Source organism: Amycolatopsis sp. cmx-11-51 (assembly GCF_047608665.1).
GTDB lineage: Bacteria > Actinomycetota > Actinomycetes > Mycobacteriales > Pseudonocardiaceae > Amycolatopsis.
Genome location: NZ_JADNQO010000004.1, coordinates 18,222 through 38,841, shown reverse-complemented (window position 1 = coordinate 38,841; position 20,620 = coordinate 18,222). Strand labels below are relative to the sequence as shown.

Genomic DNA, 20,620 nt, shown 5'->3' with positions numbered 1-20,620 from the left:
ACCTCGTGACGATCGAGGAATCGGGACACTGAACGTCCCGATTCCTTCATCGTCAACCTCGGGGCAGGCCGGGCAAATACCGGTCCGCTCCCACGCCATCTGCCACTCACGACCCCGAGCACGTCGCCTCGCCTTCGCTAACCCGGAAGCGAGCCACTGCCATCCGGTCCGGTCACGATGACACGGAGGCTGACGTCGGCCCCGAACGGGACGGCGATGACCTGCCAGGTCTGCGGCGATCCGACGTCGATCGTGGTCGTCGCCTTCTTGACCAGGGCCGGGACGCGGTCGACGGCCATTGCTCGGAGGTCGAACCACGGCACCTGGGCGTCGGTCGGCGCGAAGACCACGGTCAGCCGCCGCTCCTCGACCACCGCGGTGATCACCCGCGAGACGTCCGCTGTCCGCGCCAGCGCGTCGATCACCCGGCGCAACTCCCCCTCGCCCAGCAGCGACTGGTCGACGGTGACCGTGGCGGAGCCCGACGAAGACGTGGTCACGCTGGACTGGATTTCTTCCGCCCGCGCGGGCGCTTCCGGCGCGAACAGTTCCGCACGGAACAAGAACAGCACGAGCGCCGCACCGAGCAGCAGGCCGAGAAGCGTGAGCCCGCCGGACAAACAGCCCTCCGGCGGCTCTTGCACCAGACTGGACTCCGGAGCGGACTCGATCGAGGCTTCGGCCACGCGGCGCTCCCACTCCGGTGACAGCCGCTCTACGATCTTCGCCTTCCACAGCCGGTCCGGCGGGTACTGGACGACGATGATGTTGCCGGGCCGGTGGTTCGGGATGTCGACCAGGTTGACGCCGTGCTGGATCTCGACGCGGTGGGTCGCCGCGCCGTCGGGGGCGACGGTGAGGACGAAGTCGACCGGGACGTCGCCCGTTTCCGTGCCACCGGCACGCAGGCTCTCGATCTTGGCGAGCGCGACCACCGGGACGACCGCCGCCTCACGAGCGCGACGCGGGGCTCCGGCGAGGTAAAGCAGGATTCCGTAGACGAGGGGAAGCCCCAGGCCGGCGATGATCAGCGGGACGTACTCGATGATGATGCCGACGACGAAGGCGCACAGTGCCGTCCCGATGACGATTCCGGCAAGGAGGCCGCGGACGAGGGCGACCGGACCGAGGCGCGCGGGTGCTGGGACAGACATGAACGTAACTCCAGACTTTCAGGCCGCGGGCAGCCAGTCACTGAGGGCGGGATAGCGCCTGAGCGCCACGAAGATCTTTTTGTCGTCGGACGGCGAAGCCGGATCGAACAGCACTTCGGCGGTCGCGATCGTGGTGTCCCGGGTACGACGGGTCACCCAGTGTGAGACTCCCGCAGCGTCGACGAAGCGCAGCGTGACGGTCGTGCCGACGACCCGGGTCCCCGATTCGTCCCCACCGAGGTGCACCTTCACGTCGACGATCTGGGCAGGCACCCGGCGGCCGTAGCCCAGCAGCCAGTCCCGGTTCCGGACCATCTCGGCGTACCGGCGGGAGACCTGGATGGCGTACCACAGCACGAGGAGCGTCAGAACGAGCATGCACGCGGGCACCCACAGGTCCGCGTAGTACATCGACCATCCCCAGAATCCCCACTTTTCGTCCGTGTGGAAGACCGGGTCGACCGCGATGCCGACGGCGAGCGGCGGAAGCCACTCCCGCGACGAAACCCAGATGCCGAGGGTACTCATCGCGAACACCAGTACGACCGGGAACACCGGTCCCGACGGGCGTCCCTGGTAACGCCGCATGGCGACACTGGCGAGGCTCGCCCCGGCGATCCCGCCGAAGACGGCGAAGGTTCCCCACACCGGGCCGTACGGCGGGTCACCGTCGCCGCGGTCGTCGAAAACGCTGTCGATCGCCATCGTCCGGATCATCTCGACGAGCGAGCCGAATCCGCGCCCGGCCAGGAATCCGCAGACCAGGGCGGCGGCCGAGGCCACGATCGCGCCGACGAGCAGGCGCCGGTCTCCCCTCCAGCGCTCGATGCGGTCGCGCCGGGCCCGGGCCGGGTCCACTGTGTTCATCACGCTCACCTCCGTTCGGACCGCACTCAGCGTCCTTCAGGACGGCCGCTACCGAACCCAGGTTTGCTTCCTAAGCTTATTAGGCAAATACAAAATGGACTATGCTAATGTGGCGGACATGGCACGAGCGGGATGGACCACGGAACGCGTGGTCGTGGCAGGAGCGGAGCTGGCCGACGAGGTCGGCTTCGAGCAGGTGACCCCGACGGAGCTCGCCAAACGGTGCGGCGTCAAGACGGCGAGCCTGTACTCGCATGTGAAGAACGCCCAGGAGCTGAAGACCGAGATCGCCCTGCTGGCCTTGACCGAACTCGCCGACCTGGCTTCCACGGCGGTGGCCGGGCTGGCGGGCCGGGACGCGCTGATCGCCTTGGCGAACGTCCACCGCGACTACGCCCTCGAACATCCCGGCCGGTTCACCGCCGCGAGGTTCCGGCTCGCACCGGAGCGGGCCGCCACCAGCGCGGGCGTCCGGCACGCCGAGTTGACGCGCGCGATCCTGCGCGGGTACGACCTGGCCGAACCGCACCAGACGCACGCCGTACGGCTGCTGGGCAGTGTCTTCAGCGGCTTCGTCGGCCTGGAGTCCGCCGGCGGTTTCAGCCACAGCACCCCCGGCTCGCAGGAGAGCTGGACCGAAATCCTCGACGCGCTCGACGTCCTGCTGCGCGCTTGGCCACGAACGAAATGAACGAGAAGATGCTCACGACCCCGATCACCGCCGACCTCGTACGCGGCGCCCTTGACTTGGAGTACACCGAACGCGGCGTACTCCCCCACCGGCTTCCCGCGCGGGCCCGGCAGCAGATCCCCGACGGCCAGCTGGCCATGGCGGAGTCGCAGCCGTCCGGTGTACGACTGGTCTTCCGCACCACGGCAACGCTCGTCGAGCTGGACGTCATCGCCACCAAACGGGTCTACGCGGGCGTGCCACCCCGGCCCGACGGCGTCTACGAACTCCTCGTGGACGGGCGGCTCGCGGGACGGGCCAGCGTGACCGAAGGCGACACGCTCACCATCGACATGGCCAACGGCACCACGCGAACCCGGCCCGGCCCCGTGCGGACGCTGCGTTTCACCGACCTGCCAGGGGACGAGAAGGACGTCGAGATTTGGCTGCCGCATGACGAAAGCACTCAGCTGGTCGCGTTGCGGACCGACGCGACAGTCCACAGTGCACGGCCCCGCGATCGTAAGACCTGGTTGCACCACGGCAGCTCCATCAGCCATGGCTCCACCGCGGCGACCCCGACCGGGACCTGGCCCGCCCTGGCCGCGAGGCTCGCCGGCGTTGATCTGGTCAACCTGGGTTTCAGCGGCAGCGCGCTTCTCGACCCGTTCACCGCCCGCGCCATGCGGGACACACCCGCCGACCTGATCAGCGTCAAGATCGGCATCAACCTCGTCAACTCCGACGCGATGCGGCTGCGCGCGTTCGTCCCGGCGGTGCACGGTTTCCTCGACACCATCCGGGACGGGCACCCCACCACCCCGTTGCTGGTCGTCTCGGCGATCCACTGCGCGATTCACGAGCACACCCCCGGTCCCTGCGCCTTCGAGCCCGGCGGGCTGAGCGAAGGAAAAGTGCGGTTCACGGCCACCGGTGATCCCGCCGAGACCGCCGCGGGAAAGCTGACCCTCACCACGATCCGCGGCGAACTCGCCCGCATCGTCAAGGAGCGGAGCGCGACCGACCCGAACCTGCGCTACCTCGACGGTCTCGCCCTGTACGGCGAAGCGGACCAGGCCGCCATGCCGCTCCCCGACAACCTCCACCCGGACGCGGCGACGCACCGGCTCATCGGGGAACGGTTCGCCCGGCTCGCCTTCGACGGCTGGCCCTGAGTGGCGGTTCGGGTTCAGGTCTATGAAGGAAGTCTTCCTCGGCCACACCTTCCATTACAGGAAGGCCCCCTTCACCGCGCTAGACGCCAGGGTCTCGGCAGAGTCAGGGTTTTGCAGGTCAGGCGGCTCTTCGTCGCGGCGAGAGGCTGACGATGTAGGCCGCGCTGCTCTCGGACCTTCGCGTTGACACCAGTCGCCACTCACGACCAAGTAGCGAACCCCGTACTGCCGTCCACGGCAGGCGGCACAGAGAACGATCTCTAGGCCGGGCGTGTGAACATACCCGTGTTACGGCGCCGCTTGCTATGCGCGGATACGTCGGTAGCCGTAGCGGCGCGGTACCTATCTTTCTTCCTGTCCAACGAAAGTCGGTACCCCGCCCCGGTGGACACGGATCACCCTGATCGACACCGGATCACCGGTGCCGGGCCACCTTGGCCATGCCCGGCTACCCCACTGTGTCCAGTGCGGCCACCCTTCGCGCTGGATCCTCCCTCGCGAAAGTGAGTTCCCGGTATGCGCACAAACCCCTTAGCCCGTACCGCCACCACATTGGTGGCCGCGGCCGCGGTCATCGGCTTCCTAGCCCCGTCCACGGCCACCGCCACCACCATCGAGGGCTACTCCCCCACCGTGCAGAGTGAAGCGGTGACGTCCCTCGCTTCGGACGCCGGGATCAGCCAAGCCGCCGCCGTCGACTTCCTTCGGGCGCAGACGGCAGCCGCCGAAACGGTGCAGAAGGTCACCGCCTCCCTCGGGTCCCGTGCCGCCGACGGCTACCTCGACGACTCCGCCAAGCCCGTGGTGAACGTGCTGGACCAGGCCGCCGCGGACCAGGTGACCGCGACCGGGGCGCGGGCCCGCGTGGTCAAGCACTCCAGCGCGGCGCTGGCGGGGGCACAGAACGCCTTGCAGGCGCTGCCAACGGTCGCGCACACGTCGATCGGCCTCGACCCGAAGTCCAACCAGGTCGTGCTGACCGTGTCCGACGCGGCGAAGGGCTCCGAAGCCCTCGTGAAGGCGGCTGAAGCGCTGGGCGACCGGGTCCGGGTGGAGCGGACCACCGGCGAAATGCACACCGCGATTTACAACGGTGAGGCCATCACCGGCGGCGGTACCCGCTGCTCGGTCGGGTTCAACACCAACAAGGGCGGCCAGAACTACATCCTCGACGCCGGCCACTGCACCCGCGCGGTGTCGCAGTGGAACGTCGGACCGTCGCAGGGCGCCAGCTTCCCGACCAACGACTACGGCCTGATCCGCAACACCTCCGGCAGCGGCCCCGGCGCGGTCACCCTGTGGAACGGCTCGACCCAGCGGATCGCCTCCGCCGGTTCCGCGACCGTCGGGCAGAGGATCAGCAAGAGCGGCAGCACCACCCGACTCACCTCGGGCTCGGTGCAGCGGCTGAACGTCACGGTGAACTACGCCGAGGGCTCGGTGTACCAGCTGATCCAGACCAACGCGCTGGTCAACCCCGGTGACTCGGGCGGCTGCCTGTTCTCCGGCAGCATCGGCCTCGGCATCACCTCGGGCAAGGGTGGCGGGAGCTCGTACTTCCAGCCGATCGGCGAGGCGCTGAGCGCTTACAGCGTCACGCTCAACCCGTAACATCTCCCGAAGCCGGGTCCTGGTCAGTCCGACCGGGGCCCGGCTTCCGCCTGTGCGTGGAAATGGTCGACGGTGTGGTCGCGAAAGCGTCGGGCCGCGGCGGAAAGATAGGTGTCCTCGCGCCACGCGACGCTGAGCACGCGACGGCATTCGGGGTCGTCGACCTCGAGCCAGACCACCGTCGGACTGGTGTCGGCCCGCAGCCCGAGGGAAGGCACGAACGCGATCCCGAGACCCGCGTCGACGAGCTGGAAGAGCACAGCGGCTTCCTGGCCTCGCAGGCGATGCGAAGTTCGAGGTCGGCCTTCGCGAACAGGTGATCGGCGAGCGCGCGCTGCCAGTAACCGGGCCGCGCGGTGAGGAACGGCTCTCCGTCGAGGTCGCGAGGCCGACGCGACCACGTCCGGCGAGCCGGTGGCCGGATGGCACGCACAGCATCACGGGTTCGTTGAGCAGCACCCGGCTTGGACTTTTCGTCCAAGACGTATACAGTCAGTCTCGTGAGCAACGAGCATCCGTATCCCCCGGCCTTCCGCAGCGGCGACCTGGTTTCCGTATCCGGACGGCTCGGCGTGACCGAGACCGGCGACCTGGTCCCCGGCGGCTTCGACGCCGAATGCCCGCAGGCCTTCGCCAACCTCGACGCCGCGCTGCGTTCGGTCGGCGCGAGCCGGGCCGACGTGGTGAAGGTCGTCGTCTATCTGACCGACATCGCCGACCGCGACGGCCTCAACCGCGTCTACGAAGAGTTCTTCGCCGAGCCCCGGCCAGCCCGCACCTGCGTCGGAGTGGCTTCCCTTCCCTACGGCGGCACTGTCGAAGTCGAGGCCCTCGCCCGAACACGCGATGTCTGAGCAGGACGCGATCCTCGACGCGCTCGCCCCGGTCGCCGACGGCATCGCGGCGACGCTCGGCTCGTTCTGCGAGGTCGTGGTGCATGACTTCCGCCGTCCCGAGAAGTCGGTGGTGGCGATCGCCGGATCAGTCACCGATCGCAGTGTCGGCGGGTCGATGAGCGAGATCGGCATGGGTCTGCTCGCCCGTGGCGACGACGCCGAGGACGAGCTGAACTACGTCACCCGGACGGCCTCCGGGAAGCTGGTGAAGTCTTCGACCATGCTGCTGCGTGACAGCGGCGGCTCGGTGTTCGGTGCGCTGTGCGTGAACCTCGACGTCACCGCCTTGGGCCAGCTGCGGACACTGGTCGGCGAACTCGCCGACGTCGGCACCGCCGCCGCCGAAACGCCGACCACCACCTTCGGTGACAATGTCGACGCCGTGGTGGACGCGATCGTCGACGACCACCAGCTCCGGCTGAACAAGCCCTGGGCCGCACTCAGCCGCGAAGAACGTCTCGACCTGTTCCGCAGCCTGCACGCACGGGGCGTCTTCGCCGTGCGGCGGGCCGTGCCGCTGGTCGCGGCCCGGATCGGGATCTCCCGCGCCTCCGCTTACAACTATCTCGCCGAAATCCGTGATCAAGGAGCATCATGACCGCCCCCGTGACCATCGACGACATCCGCGACGCCGCCACCCGCCTGGCCGGTGTCGCGCACCGGACCCCGATCGTGCGTTCCCGCACCCTCGACGACCTCGTCGGCGCCGAGGTCCACATCAAATGCGAGAACCTCCAGCGCATCGGGGCGTTCAAGTTCCGTGGCGCCTACAACGCCGCCTCCCGGCTCTCGCCGGAGCAGCTGGCCAAGGGCATCGCCGCGTATTCCTCGGGCAATCACGCCCAGGCCGTCGCGCTCGCCGCGCGGGAACTCGGGAGCAGCGCGGTCATCCTGATCCCGGAGGACACCCCGCAGTCCAAGAAGGACGCCACCGTCGGCTACGGCGCCGAGATCGTCACCTACGACAGGTACACCGGCGACCGCGTCGCGATCGGCGAGGCGCTGGCGGCGGAACGCGGCCTGGCGCTCATCCCGCCGTACGAGCACCCGCACGTGATCGCCGGGCAGGGCACCGCGGCGCTGGAACTGCTGGAGGAAGCCGGTTCGCTGGAGACCCTGGTCGTCCCGGTCGGCGGCGGCGGTCTCATCGCGGGCAGTTCGACCGCCGCGAAGGCCGTGCAGCCGGGCATCCGCGTCGTCGGCGTCGAACCCGCCGCGGGTGACGACACCAAACGCTCGCTGGAAGCGGGCGAACGCGTCTCGATCCCGGTGCCGAGGACGATCGCCGACGGGCAGGCCGCCGAGATCCCCGGCGAGCTGACCTTCTCGATCAACCGGAAGCTCGTCGACGACATCGCGCTGGTCACCGACGACCAGGTCCGGGACGCGATGCGGTTCGCGTTCGAACGCCTGAAGCTCGTCATCGAGCCGAGCGGGGCGACCGGTCTCGCCGCGCTGCTCAGCGGGCAGGTGGCAGTTTCGGGCAAGGTGGGGGTGATCATCAGCGGCGGGAACGTCAGCCCTGAGCGCTTCGCCGAACTCGTCGCCACCCCGCCGCAAGTAGTCCTCTAGTTGCGGTACTTGCGCTTTGAACTACCGCAACTAGAGGACTACTTGCCGTAGGGAAACAGATCAGAGTCCGAGCCCGCCCGCCAGCACCGGCCAGGAATCACGCAAGGCCCGTTGCCAATAGGGCCAGCTGTGCGTGCCGTTGCCGTAGTAGTCAACGGTCACCGGGATCCCTCTGAGCTTCAGCCGATCCGTGAAGCTCACGGAAGACGACAGCGCCGCCGGTTCGAAGAAGTCGGACTTCCCTGGCGGGTCGAGCGGGCCGGTCTTCCCGTTTCCACAAGAGACATAGAGGGCCGTGCCGCGCAGGTCGTCGACGTGATCGAAGGGGTTGTTCGCCGACCACAGCGGCCGCATTCCCCAGCTGTCGCCCCAGAGTTCGAGGTAGTTGAAGATTCCCGCGCGGGCCAGGATTCCTTGGATGAACAGGGGCGCCCCCTGGTTCAGCGTGTTCGGCACACCGCTGTAGGACGCCGCGGCGGCGAACATCCCCTTGTGCTTGAACGAATACGCGAGCGCGCCGTACCCGCCGATCGACAGCCCCGCGATCGCCCGGCGCACACCCGCGCGATAACCGCGTTCGACGAGCTGCCGTACTTCCAAGGTGTGGAAGGTGTCCCAGTCGGGAGTGCTCTTCAGTCCGAAGTTCCACCACTTCGTGTACATCCCGGCGGGTCCGCCGGTCGGCATGACGACGAGAGCGTCCTTGTCCGCGGTGAACGCCTTGACGTCAGTGAACTGGTCCCACGAGCGGTAATCGACCGGTTCGCAACAGCCGTGCAGCAGGTACAGCGCCGGCCAGGTCCGCGTGGGTTGCGCGGCCCAGCCGGTCGGGACCAGCAGGCGGACCATGCCGGTGGTGCCGAGCGCGGGCGAACTGATCTTCAGGTCGACCGTGCGCGCGTCCAGCCACGTCTCCTCGACGACCTTCGCACCGTTGTCGGCGGTGACCCTCGCGGGAGCCGCGATCGCGGGGACCGAGCTTCCGAGCAGGGCGACCACGGACAACATCAGCAGGCCCCATCGCCGCCTTCGGTTCATCACTTCTCCTCGCTCACAAAGGGATGTTTCCGTGCTTCTTGGCCGGGAGGGTCTGCCGTTTGGTCCGCAACGCGCGCAGGGCCCGCGCCACTTGCAGGCGGGTCTGCGACGGCGCGATGACCTGGTCGACGTAACCGCGTTCCGCGGCAAGGTAAGGGTTCGAATGCCGTTTGCGGTACGCCTCGGTGAGCCGCCGCTGTTCGACGGACCGCTGTTCCGGGGGCATCGCGGCCAGTTCGCGCCGGTGCAGCACCCGCACCGCGCCCTCGGCGCCCATCACCGCGATCTCCGCGGTGGGCCAGGCCATGTTGACGTCGGCGCCGAGATGTTTCGACCCCATCACCGCGTAACCGCCGCCGTAGGCCTTGCGGATCACCACGGTCACCTTCGGCACGGTCGCCTCGGCGTAGGCGTAGATCAGTTTGGCGCCGCGGCGGATGATGCCGTGCCGTTCCTGGTCCGCGCCGGGCAGGTAGCCGGGGACGTCGGCGAGGGTGAGGATCGGGATGTTGAAGGCGTCGCAGAACCGCACGAACCGCGCGGCCTTCTCCGAGGCATCGATGTCGATCACGCCCGCCTGATGCCGCGGCTGGTTGGCCACGACCCCGACCGTGCGGCCCTGCACCCGGCCGAAAGCGCAGATCATGTTGGGCGCGAAGGCACTGTGCACCTCGGTGAACTCGCCGTCGTCGACGAGGCGGAGGATCACCTCTGCCATGTCGTAGGCCTGGTTCAGCGAATCGGGCACCAGCCGGTCGAGTTCGAGATCGGCGGCGGTGAGTTCGGGGGAGGTGTCGTCGGCGTAGTCCGGGGCGGCGTCGAGGTTGTTCGACGGCAGGTAGCCGAGCAGGGTCTGCACCCAGTCGATCGCGTCCTGTTCGTCGGCGGCCCGGTGGTGGGCGTTCCCGGAGACCTCGCTGTTCACCGCGGCGCCGCCGAGTTGCTGTGCGGTGACCCGCTCGCCGCTGACCGCGTGCACGACGTCCGGCCCGGTGACGAACATGTGCGCCGTCTCGTCGACCATCACGGTGAAGTCGGTGATCGCCGGCGAGTAGACCGCTCCACCGGCACAGGGACCCATGATCAGCGAGATCTGCGGGATGACGCCGGAGGCGAGCGCGTTGCGTCTGCCGAGTTCGGCGTAGTAAGCCAGCGAGACGACGCCTTCCTGGATCCGGGCGCCGCCGGAATCGTTGATCCCGACGACCGGGCAGCCCAGTGTCATCGCCAGGTCCATCACCTTGAGGACCTTTTCGCCGAAGACCTCGCCCATGCTACCGCCGAACACGGTGAAGTCCTGCGAGAACACGCAGATCTGCCTGCCGTCGATGGTGCCGTGCCCGGTCACCACGCCGTCGCCGTAGGGCCGGTTGGCGTCCATCCCGAACTCGGCGCACCGATGCCGGGCGAACTGGTCGAGTTCGACGAAGGAACCCGGGTCCAGCAACAGGTCGATGCGTTCGCGCGCGGTCAGCTTGCCCTTGGCGTGCTGGCGGTCGACCGCGCGTTTCTCGGCGATCCGGACGGCTTCGTCCTGCCGGGCGGCGAGATCGGCGATCCGGAACGCCGTCGTCGGAGCGAACGGGACGTCGGTCATGGCCGCACCGCCCTCGGTGCCGCGAGCCGCGCCGCGAGCGCCGCGGCGACCACCTCGACGTGCGGCGGATCGATCATCGACAGGTGGTCGCCCGGGACGCGCACGACCTCGAGATCGGCGCAGAAGGCGTCCCAGCCGAGGGCGTCGTCGGTACGCAGGTAGCGCGGGTCGAGGGTGGTGGTCAGCGGATGCGGTTCTCGCGCCCGCATCAGCAGCACCGGTCCGGCATACGGCTCCGGGTCGTAGCGTTCGGCCACCCGTGCGTCCACATAGGACTCGTATTGGTGCCGCAGCACTCCCTGGCCCATTCCGGGCACCTGCGCGGCCAGCTTGGCGATCACCAGCCGGATCTGTTCGTCGTCGTCGAGCCGGACGAGGTCCGCACGCGGGATGTCCAACGGCACGCCGTAGGTCTGCTCGACGTGCTCGGCGAACCGGTCGAACCGGTCCAGCAGGATCTCGTGCGCCGGTATCCCGGGTGCGGGCAACGGCAGGATGCTGTCGATCATGAACACGAGGTCGACCCGCTCCCCCGCCGCGGTCAGCCGCCGGGCCGTCTCGTAGGCCAGGCAACCGCCGAACGACCAGCCGCCCAGCCGGTACGGCCCCCGCGGCTGGATCTGCCGGATCAACTCGAGATAGCAGTCGGCCTTGCCCTCGACGGTGTCCTCTTCGTCGATTCGTTCGAGGCCGTAGACGGGCCTGCCCGCCGGCAGCAGGCGGACGAGTCCGTCGTAGACGCTCGTCGGGCCGCCCGCCGGATGGAACAGGAACATCGGATCGGTGCCGCCTTCGCGCAGTGGCCGGACCGGACAACCCCCGCGTCCCTCGATCCGGTCACGCAGCAGATCGGCCATCGCCGCGATCGTCGGTGTGACGAAGAGCCGGTCGACGTCGGGGACCGTGCCGAGCAGGCCGGCGAACGCCGAGCGCAGCCGCTCCGCGCCCTCGGAATCGCCTCCCACGGCGAAGAAGTCTTCGTGGACGCCGGGTTCCGTGCCGCCCAGTTCCGCCTGCCAGTGCCGGGCGACCCAACGTTCGGCCGGATCGCGGGGTCCGAGCACCACGCTCGACCCGGCGGGCCGGGCGCTCCCCCCGCCGAACCCGGCCTCTTCGGCGAGATGGTCGGCGAGTTCGGCCAGGCTGGCGCCGCGCAACAGCAGCGGAATCGGCAACGGCAGGCCGAAGTCGCGTTCCACCACGCCCCTGGCGCGCATGGCGGTCAGAGAGTCCAGGCCGAGCTGGGTGAGCGAGACGTGCCGGTCGATCTCGTCCGCGGCGAGGCCGAGCATCCCGGCGACGAGCCCGGCGAGGTAGTCGGCCAGCATCTCGCGGGCGGCTTCCGGCAGGACCGCCCGGAGTGCGTCCAGTCCGTCCCAAGTGGACGGTCCGGAATCCGGTTCCTCCCCCGGTACCAAAGTTTCGAAGAACGGTCGTTCAGCGAGACGCGGGAAGAGAGCCAGCACGGTTCCGGCGTCGACGCGGGCGATGCCGGTCGCCACGCGGCCTCGCGTCAGCACGGCGTCCATCGCCGCCAGCGCCTCCTCCGTGCCGAGTGGTTCGAGCACCGGGTTGCGGCTGCCGACGGCCGCTCCGGCCTCGCCCCAAGCTCCCCAGCCGATGGTCGCGGCCGGAAGTCCCGCCGCCCGCCGCCACGTGACGAGCGCGTCCACCCAGGCGTTCGCGGTGGCGTAGGCGGCCTGGCCCGGTGAGCCGAACAACGCGGCCGCCGACGAGTACGTCAGCCACCAGTCGAGTTCGTATCCGGCGGTCGCCTCGTGCAACCTCCAGGCTCCCAGCGCTTTCGCCCGCCAGACGGTCTCGACCGCGCCGTCATCGACCGTGACGGCGGCACCATCGGACAGCACACCGGCCGCGTGCAGCACGCCGCGCAACGGCAGACCGCCTTCCGTGGCCGCCTCGACCAACGCCTCGGCCGTCCCCGGCTCGGCGATGTCGCCTGCCACCACCCGGACGTCGGCGCCAAGTCCACGCAGATCCGCCAGCATCGGTTCGACGTCCTCGGTCGCGCCGCGCCGTCCGGAGAGGACCAGCCTGCCGGCACCGCGTCCGGCGAGCCAGTCCGCCGCCACCAGACCGAGGCCGCCGAGCCCGCCGGTGATCACGTAAGCGCCGTCGCGCACGACGGTTTCATGGACGGGTTCGCCGAGGTCCGGACGGGCGAGCACCCTCGTGTACCGGATGCCCTCGCGCCACGCGATCTCGTCGTCCGGCGCGTCCGCGCGAATCTCCGCCATTAGCGTGGCGACCCACACCCGGGCGGGATCCGGCTCGGCGTCGAAGTCGACCTGGCTCGCCCGCAGCTCTGGATGTTCGAAGGCGAGGACCCGGATCAGGCCGCGCAGCGAGGCCTGACCGGGGTCACCGCGCTCACCGGGTTCGACGGCCGACGCCCCCGCGCTGACCAGCCACAATCGCGGAGGGCGCACCGCTTCGGCCAGTTCAGCGAGAACACCGGAGAGCGTGACGACCACTTTTCCGGCCCGCATCGGGTCGGGCACGCCCGTGGTGGCGACACACGCGAGCACACCCGTCACCTCACGGGATCGCAGGAGTTTCGCCAACGCGGCCCGGTCTCCGAGCGGGACGATCGCCAGCTCGTCCCCGGACTCGGTGAGCTGCTCGCGCAACGCCGTCAGCCAAGGCCTGCCCTCGTGTTCGCCGTCGTGCAGCACGACCCAGCTGTGCGTGCCCGGTTCCGCCGCGGGAAGTTCGGCCTGCCGCCAGACGGTCTCGAACAGCAGGTCCGTCATCGGCACCGGCAGGGACGAACGCCGGAACCGCCGGCAGTAGACCTCACGGAACTCGACCAGGACGTTGTCGTGCGCGTCGACCAGCTGGACGCTGCCGACCAGGCCGTCACCGGCCGGATCGAGCGAGTCGAGCACGGCGTCGACCCGGACACCGCGGCTCGGGTCGCCTGCCAGGACGACCTCGCCGAGGGTCAGCGGCAGGAAGACACCTTCGGCCTCGTGCAGCGCGTCTCCACCGGCCGCGGCCAGCGCGTGCAGGCAGGCGTCGGCGATCACCGGATGCAGGACATAGGCGGGGTGATCGGCGGGCATGGTGATCGACGCCGATGCCCGGCCGGGCGCGGCCGAAACGCCGCGCAGCCCGCGGAAAGCGGGACCGTAGCTCTGTCCCATCCCGGCCAGCACCTGATAGAGGTCGACCGGCCGGGCGTCCTCGGCGACGGCACCGAAGGGCACCACCGTGGTATCCCCGGTACGGACGCGGGCCGTGGCGTGCCGGATCCAGCCGCCGTGCGCGGACCGCGCGTAGACGTCCACTTCGGACGGTCCTGAACCGGTGCTGAGACTGGTCGTCACCTCGGTGTGGGCGGCGAGCGGGAGCACCCGGTGCAGTTCGAGGCCACCGACGCGCAGTTGCCCTCCGGGCCGCTGGACGGCCTTGGCGGCCGCGAGCGCGAGTTCCAGGAATCCGGCGGCGGGGAACAGCGGGACCCCCATCGCCGCGTGGTCGGCAAGCCATGGCAGCACCGCGGTCCCGACGTCCGCGCGCCACAGGTGTCCACCGCCGGTCGGCAGTTCGATGTGGACACCCAGCAGCGGATGCGCGCCACCGGAACCGGGCCGGGAGGCCGCGCGCCGCGGCCAGAACCGTTCGTGCCGCCAGCGCGGGGCGGGCAACGCGACCGGGACCGGGCGGGGGCCACGGGCGTCGAGCACGCCGGGCACGCCGAGAGTGTGGAGCCGGGCGAGCGTGGTCAGGAACGCCGTCCGCTCGTCGCTCTTGCGGCTCGCGGACGGCAGCGCGAGCGCCCCGGTGCTCTGCTCGATCGCGGCCAGCGCCACCGGATGCGGCGAGATCTCCACGAACACGCCGTACCCGTCGGCGGTCGCCGCCGCCAGCGCCTGACTGAACCGGACCGGACGGCGCAGGTTCGCCGCCCAATAGTCGACGTCGAATATCGGCGTCCGCCGTGGATCGTCGAGAACGCTGCTGTAGCAAGGGATCTCGGCCGGTCGGGGAGAGAGCACGCCGAGGCCGGCCCGGAACCGGTCGAGCACGGCGTCGACGGCTTCCGAATGCCCGGCACCCCGGACCGGCAGCCGCCTCGCGAGCCTGCCGAGGCTCTCGACGTGCGAGACCAGCGCCTCGACCTGATCCGCTGCGCCGCTGACGGTGCACTGGACCGGCGACGCGTAGACGGCGATGGTGACCCCGGGGAATTCCGCTTCCAGGTCGGCCAGTTCGGCCGGGGACAGTTCGACCACGGCCATCGCGCCGTCGCCGGTCGCGTCGACCTCCGCGAGCAACCGGGCCCGGGTGGCCATCACGCGCAGGCCGTCCGCGACGTCCAGCGCCCCCGCGACGACGGCGGCCGCGACCTCGCCCATCGAATGCCCGAGCACCGCGGCCGGGACGACGCCGTGCGCCCGCCAAAGCCCGGCGAGGGCGAGGTGCATGCCGAACAACGCGAGTTGCGTCGCGCCGAGGTCCGGCAGGTCGCGCTCACCGGAGAACACCTCACGCAAGGAAAACCCGGCTTCGGCCCGGAACACCGGATCGAGTGCCTCGACCTCGGCGCGGAACGCGGGTTCGGTACGCAGCAGGAGGCGGCCCATCCCGGGCCATTGGGAGCCGTAGCCGGAGAAGACGAACACGACACCGGGCACGGGCCCGGCCTCGGCGGCGGTCAGTTCGCGCAACGCGGCGGCCGCCCGAGCACGCCCGTCGGCGACCACCGTGCCGCGCACCGGAAGATGGTCCCGGCTCCGAGCCAGTGTCGCGGCGACGACGTCCAACGGCACCGCGGCGTTGGCGGGGTCTTCAAGCCAGTCCGCCAGGTCGGCCGCCCGCGCCCGAAGTACTTCGGGCGACCGTGCCGACAGCGCGAGCACCTGCGGACCTTCGGCTTCCTTACCGCGAGCGGGGAACGACGCGGCAGGCCACTCTTCGAGTACGACATGGGCGTTGGTGCCGCCGAAGCCGAACGCGGAGATCCCGGCGCGCGCGACGCCGGAGTACCGCGGCCAGTCCGTCCCGGCGCCGACCACCCGCAGGCCGAGACCGGCGAAATCGATGTACGGGCTGGGTTCGCGATGGTGCGGGGTCGGCGGCAGCCGCCGGTGGAGCATCGCGAGGACGACCTTGATCAGCCCGGCGATCCCCGCCGCGCCTTCGAGATGACCCAGATTGCCCTTCACCGAGCCGATCAGGAGCGGGCGGCCGGGTTCGCGTCCGGTTCCGAGCACCTCGCCGAGCGCGCCCGCCTCGATCGGATCCCCCAGCGCGGTGCCGGTTCCGTGCGCCTCCACGTAGTCCACCGAGGACGGGTCGACGCCCGCGGCCGCATACGCGTCCCGCAGCAGCGCGGCCTGCGCGTCGGGACTGGGCGCGACGAGGCCGTTGGACCGGCCGTCGGAGTTCACCGCGCTGCCGCGGATGACCGCGAGCACGCGGTCCCCCGCGCGGCGGGCGGCCTTCAGCGGTTTGAGCACGACCACACCGCAGCCCTCGCCGCGGGCGATGCCGTCGGCGGCGGCGTCGAAAGGCTTGCAGTGACCGTCGGGAGCCAGCACCCCGGCACGCTGGAAGGTCGCGGTCACGGCGGGCGTGAGCAGCAGGTTCACCCCGGCGGCGAGCGCCGTCCCGCATTCGCCGCGACGCAGGCTCTGCACCGCCTGATGCACCGCCACCAGCGAGGACGAACAAGCGGTGTCGAGGGTGAGGCTGGGCCCCCGCAGGTCGAACAGGTACGAAAGCCGGTTGGCGGCGATGCTCGTCGCGGCTCCGGTGGCGGACCAGACGTCGACTGCGGTGGGGTCGGTCATCGTCAGGTGGCTGTACTCGCCCGCCGAGAGCCCGACGAACACCCCGGTCCGGCTTCCCCGCAGGGTGGACGGCGGGATCCCGGCGTGTTCCAGCGCCGCCCAAGCGACTTCGAGCAGCATCCGCTGCTGTGGATCCATCGTTTCGGCCTCACCCGGCACGATGCCGAAGAACTCGGCGTCGAAGCCGGCGATGTCGCCGAGGAATCCACCTCGGCCCGGAAGCCAGTCGAGGCCGGTGTCCCAGCGGTCTGCCGGGATTTCGCGAATGCCGTCGCGTCCGGCGTCCAAGAAGCGCCAGTACCCCTCCGGGGACTCGGCACCGCCCGGCAGGCGGCAGCCGACGCCGACGATCGCGATCGGCTCCTCCGCACGGCTTTCCACGCTCGCGACGGCTTCACGGTCCACTGTGGACAGTCGTCCGGCGAGAGCGGTGATCGTCGGGTACTGCCACACCAGGGTCGGCGGCAGCGGACGGCCGAGGTACCGGCCAAGATCGGCGGCGAGCTCCATCGACTCCCGCGACGACAAGCCGCTTTCGTGCAGCGGGCGGTCCGGATCCACCTGATCCTCTGGCACTCCGGTCCGCTCCGCCACCCGTGTGATCAGCCAGTCACGGATCTCCGCGTTCACCCGAGCCGCCGTGCGGCCCGCAGGCCATCCACATAGGACTTCCGGCAGAGGGCGCGGCTGATCTTGCCGCTGGAGGTACGCGGAACCGCACCCGGTTCGAGGAAGACGACGTCGTACGGGCGTAGGCCGTGCGCGGCCGAAACCGCTCTCCGGATCTCCGCCGTCGCCACGGTGACGTCGTCCTGGAACCCCTTGGCCCGCTCCAGCACCACGACCGCCGCTTCACCGTCTTCGTGCTCGATCGCGAAGGCCGCGGCGGAATGCGGCCGGACCGCGGGATGCGTCTCCACGGTCTGTTCGATGTCCTGCGGGTAGTGGTTACGGCCGTCGACGATGACGAGATCCTTCAGCCTGCCGGTCATGAACAGCTCACCGTCGTAGCGCGTGCCGAGGTCTCCGGTCGCCAACCAGCCCACACCGGACTCGGGATCGACCGGCGGCAGGCCGAAGACGGCGGTGGACGCGGCGGGCCGCCCCCAGTAGCCCACGCCGACGTTCGGACCGCTGACCTGGATCTCCCCCACCCGGCCCGGTTCGACGAGCGCGCCGGTGACCGGGTCGGCGATGCGGATCCGCTGGCCTGCCGGAAGTCCGCAGGAGACGAGCGTGGTGGACACCGCGCCCGGTCCGGCGGGGATCGCGAACCCGGCGGCGAGCCGGTCGCGGTCGAAGGTGACCTGCCGCGGTGCCTCGCCCGCGTCGGTGACGGAGACGAGCACGGTGGCCTCGGCCAGCCCGTAGGAGGAACGGTGCACCTCGGGGCGCAGTCCGCACTCCGCGAAGGCGTCGTGGAACTTCGCGATGGTCGCGGGCAGGACGGGTTCGCTTCCGTTGATCAGCGAGACGACGCGGCTCAGCTCGAGATAGCTCTTCTCGTCCTCGGTCACCCGCGAAGCACTGTAGCCGTAGGCGAAATTGGGGGCCGCGCTGATCGCGCCGGGGCTGGCCGAGAGTGCCCGCAGCCAGCGGGACGGACGTTCGAGGAACGCGAGCGGGTCCATCAGGACCGAGGCCACTCCCGCCGCCATGGGCGCGCCGATGCCGAGGATCAGGCCCATGTCGTGGAAGAGCGGCAGCCAGCTGACGGTGGACGTCGCCGAGGTCTCGATCGCGTAGGCGTCGCAGGCCTGGCGGGCGTTGGTGAGCGCGTTGCGGTGGGTCAGCATCACTCCCGCCGGGGTCCGCGTGGAACCGGACGTGTACTGCAGGTACGCCAGTCCGTCCGGTTCCGGTCGCGGCCAGGAACGTTCACCGGCCGCGACCGGGGCTGGGGTGTCGACGGCGAGCACCGCGGGGCGCTCGATGTCCGTCGAGGAGAGGAAACCGGAAACGCCGTCGATTCCGTCGTCGGTCGTGAGCACGACGCGCGGCGCGCAGTCGGCGAGCACGGCGGCCAGCCTGCCCGCGTGCCCGTGGAGATCCGGGGCGAACAGGGGGACCGCGACCAGCCCGGCCCGGATCGCGCCGAGGAAGGCGACGACGTAGTCGGCGGACTGCCGGGCCAGGATCGCCGCCCGCTCCCCAGGGGTGGCGAAAGCCGCCAGCCGTGTGGCGAGAGCACCGACCCGGTCGTCAAGTTCGCGCCAGGACAGGGTGATCGCCCGGCCGTCCGAGCCGGTCCGATGGTCGAGGTAGGTCACGGCGACCTCGTCGCCGAGCCGCCGGGCCCAGTACTCCAGCAGGGTCGCGAACGACTCCCCGCCGGATGCGTCGTCCTGCCCGCGGGTGGTGACGACCGTTTCCGAAATGGTTTCCATAGCCCCTCGTTTGACGACGTGAGCAGGAGCAGGTGAATTCAGAACGGCACCGTTGCCGAAAATCGGATCCCATTCCGGAGACCGTTCTCTATCTGCCGGGAACTGTATGGATCGGCCGGGAAGAGTGTCAATGAAAGGAGTACGAAACGCTGATGCCGGTGCGGTCATGCTCACCGGGAAGAGAGAAACGGGTCACCCCGCTTGTCACTTCGGGACGGACTTTGCCCCGTCCGGCCGCTCAGCAGTCGAAACGCGAGGATCGCGCCGACGAGTTGCAGCGCCGCCGCGGTCAGCAGGCCCGCTGTATACCCACTGGCCAAGGCGGGTGCGGGACCTTCGTCGAGCTTCGCCGTGCGCACCACCGTCAGCACGGCCCCGATCAGCGCGACCCCCAGCGCGCTCGACAGTTCACGAGACGCGGTGAGCAGGCCCGAAGCGGTACCGGCGTGCTTCCCCGCCACGACTTCCAGCGCATGCGAGGTCAGCGGCGTGGTCAGCGCGGATCCGGCGCCGATGAGCACCAGTCCGGGAATCCTCGGGAGCACCTCCGGGACGTGGTTGACCGCGGCGACCGCCAGCAGTCCCGCGGCGACCGTGGCCAACCCCACCGCAACAGTCCGATGTGGACCGAATCGCGGCACCGCCCAGGGCACCAGCGGGGTCGCGGCGACGACCGCGACCGCCACCGCGACCAGCGGCAATCCGGCGAGCATCGGCCCGAGCCCGAGGGATTCCTGGTGCAGCAACGGGGTGAAGAAGAAGACCCCCGAAACGCCCAGTCCCCACAGCAACTGCACGATGAGCGAGCCGGTGAAGACCCGATGACCGGTCAGTTCCGCGGGCACCAGCCGCTCGCGCGCGTGTCTTTCCTTGCGCACGAACCAGATCGCCAAGCCCGTCCCGGCTGCGCCGAACGCCGCGGGCAGCACCGCGCCGCCCTCGCCCAGTTCCACCACCGCCGCGGTGACCAGGACCATCCCGGCGGTCACCACCAGCATCGACAGCGCGGCGGGCCGTGCTCTCGATCCCCGATCACGACCGGTGGTGTCGACCGTGCGCAGCAGGACCAGCATCGCCGCCACGAACGGGAGATTGACGAAGAAGATCCAGCCCCAGCCCAGGTACTCGCTCAGCACGCCGCCGAGTGTCGGGCCGAGTGCCAGCGCGACCGCGAGGCAGGCCGTCCACACCGTCGCGCCGAGGGCCCGTCCTCGCGCGTCGAGATTCGTCCGCAGCAGACTGAGCAGGGCCGGGACCAGGAACGCCGCGGCGGCGCCCTGCAGCACCCGCGCGGAGATGACGAGCCACGCCGTCGTGGCCAGCCCGCCGGCGGCCGCTCCGGCGCCGAACGCGAGCAGCCCGGCCCGCAGGGTCGCGGCCTGCCCCCAGCGGTCGACCAGCGTGCCCGCCACCGGCAGCAGGCCGGCGAACGGGAGCATGTACCCGATGCTCACCCATTGCAGAGCGGGCAGATCGAGGTCGAGGTCGCGGGCGAGCGAGGGCGCGCCCGCCGCGACGATCGTGTTGTCGAGGGTGGTGACGAACGCCCCGAGCGCGATCATGACCAGCGTCGGAATCATTTCTCACCTCGCGAGTGGTAATTGACGGTCAAAACCGTCTTTACCACTCACGACACCATCACCCTTACTCGAGTGATAACTCCTGCTTTCCCCTTTGATGTCCCCGCGACAGAACCTCACGAATGTGAGCCCGGTTGTTGCCAACTTCCTCACGCGAGTGAGTACATCTCGTTCGCGTACGTCGTCGTGCGGCAAGGAGTGACCATGACCCTGGAGGAGATTCAGCAGGCCGTCCCCGAGTACGCCAAACCACC

14 protein-coding genes are annotated in these 20,620 nt (G+C 70.0%); 6 read left to right on the top strand and 8 right to left on the bottom strand.

Going from position 1 to position 20,620, the window contains the following annotated elements; translation table 11 throughout:
- Positions 1–137 precede the first annotated feature (137 nt).
- Both ACM6LU_RS16715 and ACM6LU_RS16710 read right to left on the bottom strand, forming a co-directional pair.
- The gene (locus ACM6LU_RS16715; protein ID WP_414938622.1) at positions 138–1,154 is read right to left on the bottom strand and encodes a hypothetical protein; all 1,017 of its coding nucleotides are present in this window, start codon (positions 1,152–1,154) and stop codon (positions 138–140) included.
- Positions 1,155–1,172: 18 nt separating this feature from the next.
- Entirely contained in the window at positions 1,173–2,021 is an 849-nt protein-coding gene (locus ACM6LU_RS16710; RefSeq protein WP_414938621.1) for a hypothetical protein, read from the bottom strand.
- Between the two features lie 118 nt (positions 2,022–2,139).
- Between ACM6LU_RS16710 and ACM6LU_RS16705 the strand changes: the two genes are divergently transcribed.
- From ACM6LU_RS16705 to ACM6LU_RS16695, 3 genes are all read left to right on the top strand, one after another.
- Entirely contained in the window at positions 2,140–2,712 is a 573-nt protein-coding gene (locus ACM6LU_RS16705; RefSeq protein ID WP_414938620.1) for a TetR/AcrR family transcriptional regulator, read from the top strand.
- 8 nt (positions 2,713–2,720) lie between these two features.
- Positions 2,721–3,866, top strand: coding sequence for an SGNH/GDSL hydrolase family protein (locus tag ACM6LU_RS16700; protein ID WP_414939141.1), 1,146 nt, complete (start codon positions 2,721–2,723; stop codon positions 3,864–3,866).
- Between the two features lie 516 nt (positions 3,867–4,382).
- Positions 4,383–5,477, top strand: coding sequence for a S1 family peptidase (locus ACM6LU_RS16695; protein ID WP_414938619.1), 1,095 nt, complete (start codon positions 4,383–4,385; stop codon positions 5,475–5,477).
- A gap of 23 nt (positions 5,478–5,500) precedes the next feature.
- Here ACM6LU_RS16695 and ACM6LU_RS16690 read toward each other — a convergent pair whose 3' ends face one another.
- On the bottom strand, positions 5,501–5,737 hold the full coding sequence (locus ACM6LU_RS16690) for a LysR substrate-binding domain-containing protein (protein ID WP_414938618.1): 237 nt from the start codon (positions 5,735–5,737) through the stop codon (positions 5,501–5,503).
- Between the two features lie 240 nt (positions 5,738–5,977).
- Between ACM6LU_RS16690 and ACM6LU_RS16685 the strand changes: the two genes are divergently transcribed.
- From ACM6LU_RS16685 to ACM6LU_RS16675, 3 genes are read left to right on the top strand one after another with little or no spacing between them, the layout of a single operon-like run.
- Entirely contained in the window at positions 5,978–6,331 is a 354-nt protein-coding gene (locus ACM6LU_RS16685) for a RidA family protein (RefSeq protein ID WP_414938617.1), read from the top strand.
- Positions 6,324–6,971 (top strand): helix-turn-helix transcriptional regulator, encoded by a 648-nt coding sequence (locus ACM6LU_RS16680; protein WP_414938616.1) that lies wholly within the window; start codon positions 6,324–6,326, stop codon positions 6,969–6,971. The genes ACM6LU_RS16685 and ACM6LU_RS16680 overlap by 8 nt, the downstream gene beginning before the upstream one ends.
- Positions 6,968–7,945, top strand: a complete 978-nt coding sequence (locus ACM6LU_RS16675; protein WP_414938615.1) for a pyridoxal-phosphate dependent enzyme — start codon at positions 6,968–6,970, stop codon at positions 7,943–7,945. The genes ACM6LU_RS16680 and ACM6LU_RS16675 overlap by 4 nt, the downstream gene beginning before the upstream one ends.
- Before the next feature lie 60 nt (positions 7,946–8,005).
- Here ACM6LU_RS16675 and ACM6LU_RS16670 read toward each other — a convergent pair whose 3' ends face one another.
- The 5 genes from ACM6LU_RS16670 to ACM6LU_RS16650 form a co-directional block, all read right to left on the bottom strand.
- Complete coding sequence (locus ACM6LU_RS16670; protein WP_414938614.1) at positions 8,006–8,983, bottom strand: alpha/beta hydrolase; 978 nt, start codon at positions 8,981–8,983, stop codon at positions 8,006–8,008.
- 13 nt (positions 8,984–8,996) lie between these two features.
- Entirely contained in the window at positions 8,997–10,580 is a 1,584-nt protein-coding gene (locus ACM6LU_RS16665; protein WP_414938613.1) for an acyl-CoA carboxylase subunit beta, read from the bottom strand.
- A complete protein-coding gene (locus tag ACM6LU_RS16660) occupies positions 10,577–17,029 on the bottom strand; it encodes an SDR family NAD(P)-dependent oxidoreductase (RefSeq protein ID WP_414938612.1) in 6,453 nt (2,150 codons plus the stop codon). Before ACM6LU_RS16660 ends, ACM6LU_RS16665 begins: the two co-directional genes overlap by 4 nt.
- Positions 17,026–18,786: a fatty acyl-AMP ligase gene (locus tag ACM6LU_RS16655; protein WP_414938611.1), complete on the bottom strand. Its 1,761-nt coding sequence runs from the start codon at positions 18,784–18,786 to the stop codon at positions 17,026–17,028. Before ACM6LU_RS16655 ends, ACM6LU_RS16660 begins: the two co-directional genes overlap by 4 nt.
- Positions 18,787–18,956: 170 nt before the next feature.
- Positions 18,957–20,366: an MFS transporter gene (locus ACM6LU_RS16650; RefSeq protein WP_414938610.1), complete on the bottom strand. Its 1,410-nt coding sequence runs from the start codon at positions 20,364–20,366 to the stop codon at positions 18,957–18,959.
- Positions 20,367–20,620: the final 254 nt, after the last annotated feature.